Annotated in this window: 15 protein-coding genes; 5 read left to right on the plus strand and 10 right to left on the minus strand. The window is 68.5% G+C overall.

Translation table 11 applies throughout. The features are described from left to right. Nucleotides 1–20: 20 nt before the first annotated feature. Genes AAF430_22085 through AAF430_22100 form a run of 4 tightly spaced genes read right to left on the minus strand, consistent with a single transcriptional unit; the run spans nucleotide 21 to nucleotide 2,150 of the window. A complete protein-coding gene (locus AAF430_22085) occupies nucleotides 21–563 on the minus strand; it encodes a hypothetical protein (GenBank protein ID MEM7412937.1) in 543 nt (180 codons plus the stop codon). Further along, nucleotides 563–898 carry a hypothetical protein gene (locus AAF430_22090; protein MEM7412938.1) on the minus strand — a complete coding sequence of 112 codons (336 nt, stop codon included), beginning with the start codon at nucleotides 896–898 and terminating at the stop codon, nucleotides 563–565. Before AAF430_22090 ends, AAF430_22085 begins: the two co-directional genes overlap by 1 nt. Continuing rightward, nucleotides 898–1,467: a hypothetical protein gene (locus AAF430_22095; GenBank protein MEM7412939.1), complete on the minus strand. Its 570-nt coding sequence runs from the start codon at nucleotides 1,465–1,467 to the stop codon at nucleotides 898–900. Before AAF430_22095 ends, AAF430_22090 begins: the two co-directional genes overlap by 1 nt. Continuing rightward, nucleotides 1,467–2,150, minus strand: coding sequence for a hypothetical protein (locus AAF430_22100; protein MEM7412940.1), 684 nt, complete (start codon nucleotides 2,148–2,150; stop codon nucleotides 1,467–1,469). The genes AAF430_22095 and AAF430_22100 overlap by 1 nt, the downstream gene beginning before the upstream one ends. Nucleotides 2,151–2,657: 507 nt before the next feature. Here AAF430_22100 and AAF430_22105 point away from each other — a divergent pair. Then, complete coding sequence (locus AAF430_22105) at nucleotides 2,658–4,214, plus strand: thrombospondin type 3 repeat-containing protein (protein ID MEM7412941.1); 1,557 nt, start codon at nucleotides 2,658–2,660, stop codon at nucleotides 4,212–4,214. A 33-nt stretch (nucleotides 4,215–4,247) separates the two neighbouring features. Here the strand turns inward: AAF430_22105 and AAF430_22110 are convergent, their stop codons facing one another. The 3 genes from AAF430_22110 to AAF430_22120 form a co-directional block, all read right to left on the minus strand. Then, nucleotides 4,248–5,009, minus strand: a complete 762-nt coding sequence (locus tag AAF430_22110) for a hypothetical protein (protein ID MEM7412942.1) — start codon at nucleotides 5,007–5,009, stop codon at nucleotides 4,248–4,250. A 57-nt stretch (nucleotides 5,010–5,066) separates the two neighbouring features. After that, nucleotides 5,067–5,918, minus strand: a complete 852-nt coding sequence (locus AAF430_22115; protein ID MEM7412943.1) for a hypothetical protein — start codon at nucleotides 5,916–5,918, stop codon at nucleotides 5,067–5,069. A gap of 322 nt (nucleotides 5,919–6,240) precedes the next feature. After that, the gene (locus tag AAF430_22120; protein ID MEM7412944.1) at nucleotides 6,241–7,125 is read right to left on the minus strand and encodes a DUF2167 domain-containing protein; all 885 of its coding nucleotides are present in this window, start codon (nucleotides 7,123–7,125) and stop codon (nucleotides 6,241–6,243) included. Nucleotides 7,126–7,378: 253 nt separating this feature from the next. On the opposite strand from AAF430_22120, the gene AAF430_22125 reads away from it, so the two are divergent. Further along, a complete protein-coding gene (locus AAF430_22125; GenBank protein ID MEM7412945.1) occupies nucleotides 7,379–8,128 on the plus strand; it encodes a class I SAM-dependent methyltransferase in 750 nt (249 codons plus the stop codon). 11 nt (nucleotides 8,129–8,139) lie between these two features. Here AAF430_22125 and AAF430_22130 read toward each other — a convergent pair whose 3' ends face one another. Both AAF430_22130 and AAF430_22135 read right to left on the minus strand, forming a co-directional pair. Further along, on the minus strand, nucleotides 8,140–8,784 hold the full coding sequence (locus tag AAF430_22130) for a glutathione S-transferase family protein (GenBank protein MEM7412946.1): 645 nt from the start codon (nucleotides 8,782–8,784) through the stop codon (nucleotides 8,140–8,142). A gap of 90 nt (nucleotides 8,785–8,874) precedes the next feature. Further along, the gene (locus tag AAF430_22135) at nucleotides 8,875–9,441 is read right to left on the minus strand and encodes a carboxymuconolactone decarboxylase family protein (protein ID MEM7412947.1); all 567 of its coding nucleotides are present in this window, start codon (nucleotides 9,439–9,441) and stop codon (nucleotides 8,875–8,877) included. 106 nt (nucleotides 9,442–9,547) lie between these two features. Between AAF430_22135 and AAF430_22140 the strand changes: the two genes are divergently transcribed. Together AAF430_22140 and AAF430_22145 are read left to right on the plus strand one after the other, a co-directional pair. Further along, a complete protein-coding gene (locus tag AAF430_22140) occupies nucleotides 9,548–9,889 on the plus strand; it encodes a helix-turn-helix domain-containing protein (protein ID MEM7412948.1) in 342 nt (113 codons plus the stop codon). A gap of 55 nt (nucleotides 9,890–9,944) precedes the next feature. Beyond that, nucleotides 9,945–11,351, plus strand: a complete 1,407-nt coding sequence (locus tag AAF430_22145) for a sulfatase (GenBank protein ID MEM7412949.1) — start codon at nucleotides 9,945–9,947, stop codon at nucleotides 11,349–11,351. A gap of 160 nt (nucleotides 11,352–11,511) precedes the next feature. Here the strand turns inward: AAF430_22145 and AAF430_22150 are convergent, their stop codons facing one another. After that, complete coding sequence (locus AAF430_22150) at nucleotides 11,512–12,006, minus strand: hypothetical protein (protein MEM7412950.1); 495 nt, start codon at nucleotides 12,004–12,006, stop codon at nucleotides 11,512–11,514. Between the two features lie 323 nt (nucleotides 12,007–12,329). Between AAF430_22150 and AAF430_22155 the strand changes: the two genes are divergently transcribed. Continuing rightward, entirely contained in the window at nucleotides 12,330–14,693 is a 2,364-nt protein-coding gene (locus AAF430_22155) for a PBP1A family penicillin-binding protein (protein ID MEM7412951.1), read from the plus strand. Nucleotides 14,694–14,733: the final 40 nt, after the last annotated feature.

Below are 14,733 nucleotides of genomic sequence, written 5' to 3' on the forward strand. Positions count from 1 at the left end.
CGACACTACCAATCGGGCGACTATGCGATGTTGCCTCCCAGCACGCTCGGCCCACCCGTCGCGGGAAGGCGTCGACCGGTTCCCGTCGTGAGCCTCGTCGAGCTGGAAGACGACCGGGGCACGGAGTTGATGAAGCCACTCGCTGAGCGCACCCCACCGGAGACGGAGAGAAGCGCCCCCTCGATGGCCTGGTTGCGAGCAGCGCGCTTGAAGGCACGGCCCTCTGCCACCTGTTGGGCTGCCAGCCGTCGCCCGCGCTCACGGAGGCGCTGAACAGCGAACTGCTCGCGGAAGACGCTCTCCGCCAGCTGGCCCAGGGGCGTGCCCGTATCGACCCGCACGCCGGCACCGGCGAACGAGGACCGAATGGTCCCGCGTTCGTAGAGCCCCTCCAGTCTGCGGAGGAACACCTCCTGCTCGGCGTCCTGCCGAATCTGAATCGCGTTCTTCCGCGCTGTGCGCCGAGCGCGAACGCCCGCGCGACGCAGCTCCACGGCATTGAGGATCGATCCTGCCCCCTGCCCAGCCAGGCCGAGGGCGAGTAGTGCGGCGGCTGCTGCCATTATCCGAGACTCCTATTCGAGAGAAGGGGTGTTCCGAGGGCATTGCGGCGGTTCTGCTCCGCCAGGTTCCCGCCGGTGCCCAAGAGCGAGGTTCGCCCTTGCGAGCTACGGACCCGGAACTGGGTCAGCGCCGCCTTCCGACGCTCTCGCTCCACCTCCTCCGGGTCTGCCTCGTCTTCGGGAACGGGTGGGTTCCGGCCTGTCGTATCGCCGAGATTCTTCCGGGCGATGCCGCGCAACGCGGGGTCGAGCAGCGGGCCAGCCAGCAAGCTGGTGACGGCGCTGCCCGTGCTGTCCCGCAGCGTGCGGCGAACGACTTTCTTGAAGGTGCCCATCAGGCCGCCTCCTTCGCTGTTTGGGGAAGGAGCAAGTGCCATGCGCCGGGCTTGTTGAGCGCCACCAACGTGCCCGAGCCGGGGGGCAATGCGTGTGGTCCGAAAGCGCAATGCAGCCGACCGGTGTGGCCGCTCAGCGTGTACCGGCCGCCGACGCGGACGCAGTTGACGAAAAACCGGGCTTCGATCCAGTCATCGGATTCCGGATTGCCGATGCCAACCCCCTTGTTCCCAGGCACGAGCGGCGAGTGGGCGTCATCGAGGGCGCCGTGACCGCCGACCAGCACCCCGAGCGGCGTGATGAGGTTCACGCGGGGCGACCGCCGTGCGTTCTCAGCCGTGCCGCGAGGCACCACGAGCTCTACCCGTACTGAGGCGCCGCCCTCCTCCGCGAACAGTCCACCATCGCTCGCTTGTAGGGCCGTGAGCCCCATCAACTTGGCGGAACCACCACACACGCTCGCATTGGTTGTGAGCGTGTAGTCCATGGTCAGCTCGTGGTTCGCGTAGTTGATCGCCTGTTTGACGACAGGTGTCGGAATCGCAATCTCGACGCGTTGGGTGTTCATCAGCTCTCCTTCTTTGCCGTCACGCCGTGGTGCGTTCGGCGACGGTGCAGCTCATCGAGCTCGGCACGGCGCTTTGCGTGGTCGGGGTGCCCGCCGTCGAGCAGCTCCCGCTTATGCTTTTCCCAGAAGGTATTGATCGCGTCCGCTTCAACCGCTTCACCTTCACCGAGACGCGCCACTCGCTCTTGCTCGGCGCGAGCCTCGGAACGGGCCACGATCCGGTGCAGCCCGTCCAGCTGGCGCCGTCGCAGATCCTGCAGCGGGTGACCGTTCGAGTAGAGCTCCCGGTCATGAGCAAGACGGAAGCGGCCTATTTCGTCGCGAGCCTGTGCGGAAGTCAACGACAGTGGGTCGACGCCGGTCTCCAGGCGATAGCTCTCGAACTCACTCGCTTGCTGCGCGAGTCGACGAATGACGTGCGGGTTGTTGCCGCGCGTTCCGAACTCGGGATCGGGCTCGTTCACGAGCGCGTCGAACTCGCTACCGAAAACGCGCTGGGCGAAGACCGACGCCGACTCGACGGCCTCGTGAGCGGGCTGACTCGGGTTGGCTGCTTCGAGCTGGTCGAGCGCGAGGCTGCGGGGATCGGGCGGCGACGCCGGGACGGGCAGGGAAACAGTCGCCGAGGTGGCGTTTTCCGACGCCGCCGCCGAATCAGATTCCTGGGTGAGGATGGATTCCATGGCTGAGAGCCTCCTGGTGCTTGGAGGAACTCCCACGAGGCCATCGGCGGTCGCGCGACCGTATCGAGAATCTCACCTCTATGTTTCCCCCGAGATGACATTCTACACCACGAGGATCAGGAATTGGGCCGCAATCTCGCCCTACTCATTCGTGTGTTCTTTTGACGGCCCGTTTGACGGCCAACGGGGCGCACACCGCCAGACACTGATGGATGGTCGGGCCCGCAAGCCACCGAAGTCACACGCACCCGGACAACCGTGGACGCACCCCTTTCAGCTTCCCAAGCTGAGGGTCGCCGGTTCGAACCCGGTCTCGCGCTCCAGGTTTTCGGAGCCCCTTCGCGTGTTTGCGCGAGGGGGCTTCGTCGTTTTAGGGGCCTGCCGCGCTGCATGAACTTTGCGGCCAGGGATGCGTCCCAGTCCTGGGTCTCCCATGGACGCTCGAAGATCGGGCCTCGCCTCCACGTCGCTCTGCGTGTGATGATGCAACGACCAAACGGAGGCCCGATGCGTCACGTCCGGTTCACGCTGCTCCTCGCCTGCCTCACCTTGCTGGGTGCGACCTCCAGCTCCGCTGTCGTCATCAACAACGGCAAGGCCCCGCCGAATCCGGAGAACGTCATCGACGGCGGCGATCCCGTCGCCCTTTGGGTTCGCAACGCGCGTTGCACGATGACGCCGTGCGCCCTTCCCGGCCGGTCGACGACAGCCGAGATCACCGGCAGCGCGCTCATCACCCAGGTCACCGTCTCCGAGTCCTCCGTGTTGCAGATCACCGGCGGGCGCATCGACGCGAACGCGTTTCCGATCATGACGCTGCACGAACAGGCCACCCTCGTCGCCCTGGGCGGCAGCGTCGGGCGCGCCGTGCGCCTCGAGGATGCGACGCGCGCAGTCATCGACGGAGGCGTCTTCGAGGATTCCGTTTCATTGGGCCCCGGCCCTCGCTACCCCGCGCCCTTCGCGCCCGAGCTGGAGCTGCTCTCCGGGGATCTGGCAGGCGGCCTCCTCGTGTTCGGCAACGCGGTCGCACGGATCCAAGGAGGACGCGTCAACGACGTGGTGGCGCGCGACGACAGCGTCGTCCAGATCTTCGGAGGTCAGATCGATGGGACCGGGGTCAGCGCGGGAATCCTCACGACCGCCGATCGAGGCCGGATCGAGGTGATCGGCAGTGACTTCGCCATCGACGGGCAGCCGATCGGCTTCGGCCTGATCCCGACGACGGGACGCGCGCTGACCGGGTCCTTCGCCTCGGGTGAGCCGTTCAGCGCCTCGGTCCGGACACTCGCGGCCGAACGCCGGCGCGTGTTCGTCCTCGAGGCACCCGCTCCGCTGCCCGACGCGGACTCCGATGGCGTTCCCGACCACCGCGATTTCTGCGCCGGATTGCCCGGCGGCTCGGTCGACGCGGACGCGGACCGGGTCGGCGACGACTGCAACGATGCACTCGACCAGGACGGCGACGAGTTCGCGGACACGCTCGACGTGTGTCCAGCGATCGCCGACCCGGACCAGGCGGACGCCGACGTGAACGGGATCGGCGACGCCTGCAACGACGCGCTCGACGAGGACGGCGACGAGTACGAAGACGATGTCGACACCTGTCTCGGGCTCCCGAACGCGAATCAGGACGACAGCGACGGCGACAGCCTGGGCGACGCCTGCGACCCCTACCCGACGGACGCTGCGAACCTGGCTGCACTCGAGGCCCTCGAGACGGCGTTGATCGAGAACGAGACACTCACCCTCGAACTCGCCGAGGTCGAAACGGGCCTGCAGATGTGCCTCGACGACCCGCCGTTCCTGGATGCGGACCTCGATGGCGAGCACGATCGCACCGATCGCTGCCCGGCGACTCCAGCCGGATCCACCATCGATGGCTTTGGCTGCTCTCGCCCACAGTTCTGCGAGGGCTTCCCCGTGTCGAACCGTCGAGAACGGCGCGCCTGTCGGTTCGCGGTTTGGGGCGGACGCGACCCCTCGCGGATCCGCCGGGACTGCCGCGTGGTCGGCTGGGGGACGTCCCTCACCTGCCGCGCGATCGAACCGGGGCGCTGGTAGCGCCGGCGGAATCGCGCGACATCGCCGTCGCGGCTAGTCCGAGCGCCTCCGGGCACAGCGCCGCCGCGCGATCCCGTTCGGCATCCCCATCCCTGATACGCCCAGCGCCACGAGGAGCCCCGTGGACGGCTCGGGGACGGGCGTGAACTCGAACTGGGTGACCAGGCCAAACGGCAGCAGAAACTCGGCCTGGTCCGCGTCTGGGCCAGAAGCGAATCCGACGTTGTAACGAGAATCGCCATCGGTGTCGGCGTCGAGCCACACCACGACGCCGTCCTGGCCGGTCACCTTCCATTCGAGCAAGAGGTTCCCGAGCGCCGGGTCGTAGCGAAACGGATTCGCGAACGGAACCTCGACCTCGAAGGGGCTGGGGCTGCGGTTGTCGCTCGACTGGGAACGGATCGAGAGCGGGCCATCTCGGACGACCGCCGCGTCCGCGCCGCGGTTCGCGGCGAACGCGGACGACTGCTGATCGGGAGCGACCGATGTGGTCGAGAGGACGATCTCCACCTGGTCGAAGTTCTGGAAGAAGATCGTCTCGAACGGAGAGCGCCGAAAACGCACGCCGCTGATCTCCATCTCGCCGGCCCCGAACATGCTCGCGGCGAAGATGTGCTGGGTGCGCGATTCCCCTCGGAAACGAACGCCGATGTACCCGGCTTCCTCGTTCTCGAACTCGGGGGGCGTGACCAGCGTTGCGGCGGCCACGCCGGACGCCCAAGCCAGACACACGACCAGGAACGTCGTGGCGCACATCGAGGCGCGGGCACTCCAAGCAGAGGGACGGAACGTCATGGCGGGGCCTCCGGGCCCATCCTCTCCGCTCGGGCACACCCGCGCAGGTGCGCCTTCCTACTCCGGGTAGCGCTCGAGCGGTTGAGAGCAGTCAGCGCACGTCTCGGCCGGCGCCCGGTACTCGGTGTGGCAGCTTGGGCAGAAGCCCACCGCCCATGGATCCTGTCGCGTGGGTCCCGCGAGCAGCCCCTCAATCGGCTCCCCGAGTTCCCGGGTCAGCTGCTCCAGCGCGCGCAGCTCGAGCGGCGCGAGGACACCATCCGCGCCTCGGGCCGCCAGGATCTCGGACCGGAGTGCAGCCTGGCGCGCGTCTCCCGCCAGGAGCAATGCCGCGAGAACGGCCGGGTGAACGCGGCCCAGCGCTTCGGCCTCGACGCGGTGGTACGCACGCAACAACTGCGGCGGATAGACGAAGGCCTCGAAGAGCAGCTGGACCCGCTCGCCCAGGGCTCCCGGGCGCACCGCGCGATCGCTCCTAGCCAACGCCAGCAGACACACCAGGTGCCAGAACAGGACTGCTGGAAATGCAAGCGAAAGCGCTCTTTCGCTCCCGACGGCGGCAACCGCGATCGGCAGAAGCACGAGCAGGCCCAGGGCATAGACGTTCAGGACCCAGCGGAGGCCGCGCGTTGCACGGGCGAGCGAGTCGCTCCTCTCCGAGAAAGAAGCCACGTCGGTATCGCGCGCCAGCTGCTCCGCAGTCCCGGCGAGCCATACCTCGTTCTCGCTGCCCCCTGCGCTCGCGATCAGCGACTCGATCGCGCGCGCGCTCGCCTCACTGGCACCGCGCGCGAAAGGGCGACCATCGACGCGAACCAGCGTCCCGGTCCGCGTGACCTCGGGGGCTACCCCAGGATCCCAATCGGCCTCAGCCGCGGGCGGTGTCCATGCCGACCACCGGGAAGCCACACCCGGACTCCGGAATCCGGTCTCGGATTCGACCCAAGGCAGCCGCTCGCCAACCGGATTCGAACTCGACGGAAGCGGATTCGTGAGCCTCCACCCCGGCCCCGCGGATGCAACGAAGCCACCCGGCCCCATCCTGAAGAGCACGGAGCGCGCCGGCAAATGCACCGCACACTGCAGTCCGTACAAGAGCCACAGTGCGAACACGAACTCCACACAACCCTCACGCGACCGTCAGGGCTACCAACAGTCCTCTTTCATCCCGCTGGAAGGACCCTGCGTGGCGCCTGCCGCCCGGCATCGCTCCGAACGCCAAACCACGCGTTCAGCCGATGGGCTGCTCCGGGTCGTGCTCCGCGGATCGCCCGGAGAAGAAGAACCGCTTGATGCCCGCGCCCAGCGCCACGAAGAATACGGCAATCGGCTTCCAGAGTTTCGCAAGAAGGCCGCTTTGTGCGAGAGCCGCTGCGCCGCCACCGACCACGAGCGCGGCGAGCCCATAGGTAGCGAGCTTGTCCGTTCCCGGAACGTACTCGGCGTACGTGCTTCCCGGGCGATAGCGGTACCCCGCGAGCAGCGCATCCACCTTCGCCATCGCACTGTCCAGCTCTTCGGGAGCGGCTACGAGCGTCGCCGTCATGACACCGCGGCGCCCCAGGAGCTTCACGATGCGATTGATGTTCTGGCCCTCGTCCGTCTCACCGATGATGGCCCAGCTGAGATTGTTGGTACGCGCGTCGTAGTGGGGCTGTTCGTGCCAACCGATGATCGACATCGTGGACCAACCGCGCTCCGCGCGTTCCGCATTCGCGACTTCCGTTCCTTCGCGAATCGAGGCCAGAAGAGCGTCTGCATCCAGGTCCTCGCGCTCGGAATCGTCGACGTACCCACTCTCGTCGAACTCGAAGATCACGAACCAGCCCTCTTCATCCGAGGCCGCGGCGATCGTGCCCACCTCCATTCCGCTGATCGGATTGTGGGTGAGCTCCATCAGGCGCCGGGAGTCCTCCGCATCGAGATAGACGGTGTTCTCGTCCAGGTCGATCTCGGCCAGATCGTCACCCAGGGGCGCCGTGCCGGGACCGAGCGTCCAGGACAACTGCGGGGGCTCTTCCGAATCGGCCTGGGCCCCGATCGGGATCGGACTCGCAAGGAGAAACACGGCCCCCACCACGAGCCCGATTCGGATGCCACGGAGTTCGAACCGCATTCCCCTCCCCCTCCTTTTCGGGCAGTCAGCTGCCCATTTCTGTGTTGCGTGAACACTCTACTCGGGATTCGGCTGTGGGGGGAACGCAAGAGCGTGCCCTTTGCCGGGACCGCTCCAGGGCGTGGTTGACGGCGTTTCCGAGCGCCCGCTTCGGTAGAACCCTCGACGCCGCGCTTGGCGCGGGCGGCTCCCGAGGCGCGCGCCCAGACACCGAATCTCGCCCTGATGGCTGAACCCGCCGAAGCACTCGGATATGCACCCGATTGCCGACGACCGCCTGGCCCTCGTGCGCGACGACCTCGTCGCCCTGGACGGCCAGTTCGATCTGCTGCGCGCGAGCGACGCCCTGCCCTTCCGAAGCGTCCTCGACATCGGCTTCGGCCGCGGCGGCGCCTCGGTCTACTTCGCTTCGGCCGGGAAGCAGGTGACGGCGCTGAGCCTCACCGAGATCGGCGTCGACTACCCGCGCGAGATCGCCGACCAGGACTACCCGGCCGACCTGATGGACGAGCTCGGCATCGTGCGCAGCGGTGTCGATTTCCACGACTTCGACGCCGCGCCGGGGAGCTTCGATGCGATCTGGGCCGCCCACATCCTCGAGCACTCCCTCGACCCGGGCCGCTTCCTGCGCCGCTCCCACGCGCTGCTCGCCGACGACGGCTGGCTGTTGATCTCGGTGCCGCCCTTCAAGCACCAGGTGGTGATGGGTCACGTGTGCGTCGGCTGGAACCTCGGCCTCTTGATGCACGCGCTCGTGGTGACGGGCTTCGACGTCCGCAGCGGACGCTTCGTGCGCCACGGCTACAACATCGCCGCCTTCGTACAGAAGGGGAACCCGCTCGAACCGCTGATCGCCCGCGGCGCGAGCTACGACGAGCTCTCGGTCACCGCCTTCCAGGAACCCTACTGCGAGAGCTGCTGGCCCTTCCGGGTGAAGCAGGGCTTCGAAGGGGATCTCGAGGCCATCAACTGGGAATGGCCGGACGGCGCCGGCCCGGGCTGAGCCCTACCCCGTCAGGCGGCTGCGGCCGCCTTCGCGATCGCCTCGAACTCGTGCGCCACGGCCGGCCGTGACGCCACGCGCCCCGCCCAGTCGGCGAGATGGGAGAGTGCGGGATCGAAGCCGGCGCCCAGCGAAGCGGCGAAGCCGAGCGAGACGTAGACGCTCACGTCGGCCACCCCGAAGTCGCTGCACAGGAAGGCGCGATTGGCGAGGGTGCGGTCGAGATGCGCGTGAAACCCTCGGTACGCAGCGAGCGCGGCCTCCTGGGCTGCCGCGTCGCGGCCGTCCGCATCCGCGTCGAGAAAAACCTCACGGATCAACACCGTGAGGTGCTCTTTGCAGAAGTGGTCGCCCATGTCTTCCCACATGCGCGCCTCGGCACGTTCGCGCGGGCCCTTCGGGTAGAGCGGCACGTCCGGATGGGCCTCTTCCAGATACTCGAGGATCACCGTGGAGTCGACGACGGCGAGCCCTTCGAGCGCCAGCACCGGCACTTCTCCGCGCGGGCTCAGTGCCCGGAAGGCCTCGGGCTTCGGGCCCCAGCGGTTCTTCCGCGTCCAGGGAATCTCGCGGTGGGTGTAGGCGAGCTGCTTCTCGGCGAGCGCGATGCGCACCTTCGCGCTGAACGGACTGAGAATGCCGGACCAGAGTTCCATACGAGACCTCCCGGGCGCGAGCGCAGTGTCGCACGAGCAGGAACACCGACCATTCCCTCCCGGGTAAGGGAAACCCCGCCTCCGCCGGCCTCAGGCCTTCGCCGGGCCCGCCCCCAGTTCCTCGAAGCGCGCACCGAAGGGCTCGTTCTCGAGGTCGAGCGCGTTCACGAGGAAGCTGACGGTGTGGTAGAGGCCCACCGTGTAGATCAGCTCCAGGATCTCGAGCGGTTCGAAGTGTTCGCGCAGGCCTTCCCAACCCGCGTCCGAGAGCGTGGCCGTGTCGTGCAATTCGTCGCAGAGCCGGACCAGCGCGGCCTGGCGCGGTGCGAAGGCTGGATCGTCGGCCGTGCCATCGACCGTGGCGCGCAGCACGTCTTCTCCGAGTTCGAGCGGCCGCCCGAAGGCGTTGACATGGACGCCCCACTCGTACTCGGCGCGGCAGCGCGCGGTCGTCCGGTGGATCACGATCTCGCGATCGCGGATCGGCACGGGCCCCCGGTCGAGCACCCCAGCGCGCATGAAGCGGGGGAACAGTCGCTCGCTGCGGGCCATCACGCGGAAGAGCACGAGCGGGTCCATGCCCTCAGGCATGACGAGATCGAAGAGCTTCTGGGCCTCGGGATCGTACGGGGGGTCGACGGGGGCGATTCGGGGCATCGGTTCCTCGGCTGCGGGCGCGCTACTATTTTCGTAGCAAGCGAGAAGCTAGTGCTTCGATTTTCGTAGCGCAAGACTCCGAACGATCCACCACCGAAGGAAGCCCATGCCTCCGCCCCGTCCTGGCCAACGCGTTCGCGGCAGCCGCACCGGTCGCCCGGTCATGGCGCTGCTCGACCTGCTCGGGCGGCGCTGGACCCTGCGCGTGCTCTGGGAGCTCCGCGACGGCCCGCGCTCCTTTCGCGGACTGCGCTCGGCGTGCGACGACATCTCGCCGAGCACGCTGAACGCACGACTCACGGAACTCCGCGACGCGGGGCTCATCGTGCTGGAAGAGCCCGAAGGCTATGCCCTCACCGATCAGGCCATGGACCTCTGCAAGCTGCTCCTGCCCCTGGACGGCTGGGCCCGGCGTTGGGGGAAACGCCTGCCAACGAACGGGAGCTGAGGGCGCCGTGGTATCGTCCGCGCGGTCGTCGCACCGAAGGCCAGGAGGTTGCGGAATGCGTGGGGGTCGGGTCCGTCGGGGTGTCGTCGCGCTGGCGACCGGCATCGTGCTCGCACTTCCGGCCGCCTCGGGAGCCGCGCCACGCGGCGCCATCCTGGTGCTCGTCGACACGCTCCGCGCCGACCACGTGGGCTACGCCGGCTACGAACGTCCCACCTCCCCCGCGCTCGACGGGCTGGCGAAGCAGGGCGTCGTCTTCGAGCAGGCGATCGCCTATTCGAGCTGGACACTGCCCTCGGCCGTAGCGCTCTTCTCGGGACGTTGGGGCGACAGGCGCGCCTACGACACCGACCGACGCAAGCTGCGCCGTTCCTTCGCCGAGCACTTCCAGGCCGCCGGCGTCCGCACCGCTGCCTTCACCGAAGGCGGCTACGTCTCGCGCCATTTCGGGTTTCAGCGCGGCTTCGAAACTTATGTCGAGGAAGAGGGACCCGTGCGCCTGGTGGTCGGCGATGCCGCGGCCAAGAACCGACGCGCCGGGTCGGTCGACCGCACCTTCCGTCAGGCGATCCAGTGGCTCCGCTCGAACAAGGACGAGCGCTTCTTCCTGGTGATCCACACCTACGAGCCCCACACCCCCTACCAGCGACACCACTTCGCGGGCCGCCTCTCGCCAGGTCGCATTGGGCCCGTCCTGCACAGTGCGCCGCTGAAGGACTTCCAGACCGGGAAGAAGCACTTCGCTCCGTCCGAGATCGAGTACATGCGCGCGCTCTACGACGGCGGCATTCTCGAAACCGACCGCCACCTGGCGAGGCTACTCGGCGCTCTGTCCGAGCTCGGTCTGTCTGGCCAAACGGTGGTCGCGGTCTCGAGCGACCACGGGGAAGAACTGGGCGATCACTACCTCGGCTTCAGCGGCGACCACGGCCACTCGCTCTACGACGAGCTCGTGCGCGTGCCGCTCGTCATCCGCGATCCGACCCGCAAGCGGCCCGTCACCCGGGTGAAGGCGCAGGTGCGCAGCATCGACATCCTGCCCACCCTCGCCGACCTGATGGGGCTGCCCCGCGCCATGGGCGTCGAAGGTCAGAGCCTCGCACCGCTCATGAACGGAACGGAACGCCAGGGACGCATCGCCTACGGGGGCGCGGTGAAGGTCGCCCCGCGCCGGAACTTCGTCCGCCACCTGGGCTGGAAGTACATCGAGGCCGTGCCCGAAGGCGCCGCGGCCAGCCCGCTCCGCCCACGCCCTGCCCCGGTCGAACTCTACGACCTCACGGCCGACCCCGGCGAGCGCAAGAACCTCGCAGCAGAGCAGCCCGAGACCGTCGAGCGCTTCCGCGCCTGGCTGGCCGCGCACCGGGCCGAAGCGCGCGGAGGGGCGCCGCAGCCCGCCGTCGACGAGGACCTGCCCGAGGAGCTTCGCGAGCGCTTGCGTTCGCTCGGCTACGTCGAGTAGCCCGCTCGCGGCGGCTTCCGCGGCCCGAAACGACGAAGCCCCGGCGAGTAGTTCTCGCCGGGGCTCTTCTCGCAGCCTCGGATTGGTTCCACCCGGGAATCGTCACCGAACGCCGCGAGCCCCCATCTCCGTGACTCCGCGTCGGAGTCACCCGATCCGGCTAGTCGTCGTAGCAGTCGTCGTCGTAGTACCGATCGCGGTAGCGCGAGTGACGGTGGCCGCGATGGCGGTAGCCGTCGTCGTAGCTCTTCTCGTACCGCTCGTAGCGCTCGTACCCGTGACGCCGACCCCGCGGCGGTCGGTCGTAGGGGTCGCCGTCGTAGTAGTGATACTCCTTGCGCACTTTGTGGATGTTGACCGGCTGATATGGCGGGTGATGGACGTAGCCGCGCTGGCGATAGCCGCGGTGCCCATACCCGTGACCCCGGTAGGGCCCGGCGTAGCCGTGACCGGGACCCAGCAGGATCTGCTGCAGGAGAAACTTGCCGCCGCCCACCACTTCGTGGGCCGCGATCGCACCCAGCGCCGTCTTGAACCCGTCTTCGAACTCGTCGCCGGCCTGCGCGGGGGTCGCCATCGCCAGCCCCGCGACGACGCCCATCGCACCCAGCCAACCTGCGGTGCGCGTCGCCTTCCCTCGATTCCTTCGCTCCATCGCGAACCTCCTCCCATTCTCGTATTCGGGGACACTTCCCGTCCGTCCGAGGCTCTTGGGTCTTGGGGGATGGGACGCCCCGCAAAAGCGGGGTATTCGCGGTTTTGGCGAATCCGGGCCGATTGCCGCGCAGATTCCCAGCAGCGCCGCGGCCGATTCCGAAGCGACTGGAATCATTCAGGATTTCAGGAGCGCCCCGACGGCCCGCCGGGTCCCCTGAATCGTCCGGGCTGGCCTACCGTCCGTCCTGGGGCCGTGGGCGGCGGCCGATTCCCGGGTGAGACGTCTCGCGTCCGCCCTGCGAGGGACCGATCTCCAAGGTGATGGCCCAAACCGACCTGCGCACCGGAATCCGACGCGCCTTGCTCGGCCTCGGGGTCGTCACGCTGGTGGCCAGTGCCGTGCTGTTCGTGAGCGTGCAGTGGCCGATCGCATTGCCGCCCCTCGAGCTGCCGGTGGTCGTCGAGAGCCGCCCGCATCGACTCGCGCCAGGGAACGACGTCGAGGCCCAGCGCCTCTGGGATCGACTCGCGCGCATCGGCTACCGCGAGACCGAGGAAGCCCGACCCGGCCCCGGCGAGTTTCATCGCAACCGCCGCGGGCTGCGCCTGCAGCGTCCGCAGCCCACCCCGCCTGGGGCGTCCCTCGAACTCCAGATCGACCTCGATACGCGGGGGCGCATCGTCGCGCTCCGCGACGACACCGGCCGCCGCCTCCGCGAAGCCCACCTGGCCCCGGAGAAGATCGAGTCCTTCCAGGGCGGGCGGCACCTCGACCGCCGGCCCGTCTCGTTGCAGGCGATCCCGCCGCATCTCGTCGACGCGGTGCTCGTGGTCGAAGACCGGCGCTTCTTCGAACACCGCGGGCTCGATCTCTGGCGCACCTTCGGCGCCTTCCTCGCCAACGTGCGGGCGCGCGGGGTCACCCAGGGCGGCAGCACCATCACCCAGCAGCTCGCGAAGAACGTCTTCCTCACCCACGAGCGAACGCTGGCGCGCAAATTGCGCGAGGCCTGGCTCTCGCTGCGCCTCGAGCGGAGCTACGACAAGCCCGAACTGCTCGAGGCCTACCTGAACACGATCTATCTGGGACAGCGCGGGCCCACCTCGATCCTCGGCATGGAAGCCGCGGCCCAGCACTACTTCGGGAAGTCGACGCGCGCACTCGACGTAGGAGACGCGGCGCTGCTCGCCGGGTTGATCCACGGCCCCGGTCTCTACAACCCCTTCACCCATCCCGAACGTGCCCAGAAGCGGCGCGATCGCGTGCTCAAAATGCTGGGTGAAACCGGCGCCCTCGAAGAAGTGGTCGTGGAACGCGCGCTGTCCAAACCGCTCGGCACTCGCGACACGCCACCCGAGCGCACCGACGCGCCCTACTTCCTCGCCAAGCTCGAACGCGACATCGAGGCGGTCGTGGGTGCCAACCAGAAGGCGCTGCGCATCCGCACCGGCCTCGATGCCGAGTGGCAACGGGTGGCCCAACGCGCCGTCGAGGCGGGGCTCACCCAGCTCGAAGCCGACTTCCCGAAGATCGTGCGGGAAGACGCCCCCCTCCAGGCAGCTCTGATCGCGATCGATCCGTCCAACGGTGCGATCCGCGCGCTCGTCGGGGGCCGCGACTGGAAGGCGAGTCAGTTCGACCGTGTGACCCAGGCGCGCCGGCAACCGGGAAGCGTCTTCAAGCCGGTCGTCGCGCTCGCCGGGCTCGCCCGGGCCGCCGACGGTCTACCCCTCTACACCCTTGCTTCGGTGCTCGAGGACGAGCCGCTACGCGTCGAGACCCCCGAAGGCGTCTGGGAGCCGGCGAACTACGACGGCGAGTTCAGTGGGACGACCAACCTGCGCACCGCCCTCGAGAAGTCCCTCAACGTGCCGATCGCGCGTCTCGGGCTCGACCTCGGGGCCGAGCGCATCGTCGCGACGGCGGAAGCGATGGGCATCGAGTCTCCGCTGCGCCCGGTCGCGAGCCTGGCGCTCGGGTCGAGCGAAGTCACTCCGCTCGAGATCGCGGAAGCCTACGCGCTCCTGGCCAACGGTGGATACCGCATCGAAGCCCGCTCCTTCGAGCAGGTTCAGGGTCCGGAGGGACCGCTCGCCCGGATCGATCCGGAACGGGTCGAGGCGTTCGCGCCCGCGGAGGTGGCTCTGGTCACATCGGCCCTCCGCGGGGCCGTCGAGCGCGGGACCGGACGCGGGCTCCGTGCCCGCGGCTATCGCGGCGACATCGCCGGCAAGACCGGTACCACGAACGATCACCGCGATGCTTGGTTCGTCGGCTACGCACCCGAACTCGTCGTCGTGGCCTGGGTCGGCTACGACGACGGCAAGTCCTTCGGCCTCACCGGCGCCCAAGCCGCGCTGCCCATCGTCGCGCGCTTCCTCGTCGACACGCTCGGAGCCCGAGGCGGCGCGAGCTTCCGACGCCCCCCACACCTCGAACGCGTGGCGATACACGCGCCCACCGGGCTCCGCGCCGGTTTCCTGTGCAGCGGCGAACCCGAGCTCTTCCTGGCCGGCACCGCGCCGCGCGAGCGCTGCGCACCGAGCTTCTTCGATCGCGACCGGACCTGGGATCGCCCGCGCGAGCAACCGCGTCCCGAGCGCCCCCGACGTCGGCGGACGGAACGGAACACCTGGTTCGACCGGGTGCTCGACGCGGTCGACGACATCGCCGAGGGCCGCTAGCAGGTTGCTGAAGAACCCTGGACAGAGCCACGCGGCGGGA

The organism is Myxococcota bacterium (assembly GCA_039030075.1).
GTDB lineage: Bacteria > Myxococcota_A > UBA9160 > UBA9160 > SMWR01 > JAHEJV01.

What these genes read in the sequence shown, in the direction of transcription:
- AAF430_22095 (MEM7412939.1), bottom strand. Translation starts at nt 1,467, where the DNA reads ATGAACACCCAACGCGTCGAGATTGCGATTCCGACACCTGTCGTCAAA.
- AAF430_22125 (MEM7412945.1), top strand. Translation starts at nt 7,379, where the DNA reads ATGCACCCGATTGCCGACGACCGCCTGGCCCTCGTGCGCGACGACCTC.
- AAF430_22145 (MEM7412949.1), top strand. Translation starts at nt 9,945, where the DNA reads ATGCGTGGGGGTCGGGTCCGTCGGGGTGTCGTCGCGCTGGCGACCGGC.
- AAF430_22155 (MEM7412951.1), top strand. Translation starts at nt 12,330, where the DNA reads ATGGCCCAAACCGACCTGCGCACCGGAATCCGACGCGCCTTGCTCGGC.
- AAF430_22120 (MEM7412944.1), bottom strand. Translation starts at nt 7,125, where the DNA reads ATGCGGTTCGAACTCCGTGGCATCCGAATCGGGCTCGTGGTGGGGGCC.
- AAF430_22130 (MEM7412946.1), bottom strand. Translation starts at nt 8,784, where the DNA reads ATGGAACTCTGGTCCGGCATTCTCAGTCCGTTCAGCGCGAAGGTGCGC.
- AAF430_22135 (MEM7412947.1), bottom strand. Translation starts at nt 9,441, where the DNA reads ATGCCCCGAATCGCCCCCGTCGACCCCCCGTACGATCCCGAGGCCCAG.
- AAF430_22105 (MEM7412941.1), top strand. Translation starts at nt 2,658, where the DNA reads ATGCGTCACGTCCGGTTCACGCTGCTCCTCGCCTGCCTCACCTTGCTG.
- AAF430_22090 (MEM7412938.1), bottom strand. Translation starts at nt 898, where the DNA reads ATGGGCACCTTCAAGAAAGTCGTTCGCCGCACGCTGCGGGACAGCACG.
- AAF430_22140 (MEM7412948.1), top strand. Translation starts at nt 9,548, where the DNA reads ATGCCTCCGCCCCGTCCTGGCCAACGCGTTCGCGGCAGCCGCACCGGT.
- AAF430_22085 (MEM7412937.1), bottom strand. Translation starts at nt 563, where the DNA reads ATGGCAGCAGCCGCCGCACTACTCGCCCTCGGCCTGGCTGGGCAGGGG.
- AAF430_22110 (MEM7412942.1), bottom strand. Translation starts at nt 5,009, where the DNA reads ATGACGTTCCGTCCCTCTGCTTGGAGTGCCCGCGCCTCGATGTGCGCC.
- AAF430_22100 (MEM7412940.1), bottom strand. Translation starts at nt 2,150, where the DNA reads ATGGAATCCATCCTCACCCAGGAATCTGATTCGGCGGCGGCGTCGGAA.
- AAF430_22150 (MEM7412950.1), bottom strand. Translation starts at nt 12,006, where the DNA reads ATGGAGCGAAGGAATCGAGGGAAGGCGACGCGCACCGCAGGTTGGCTG.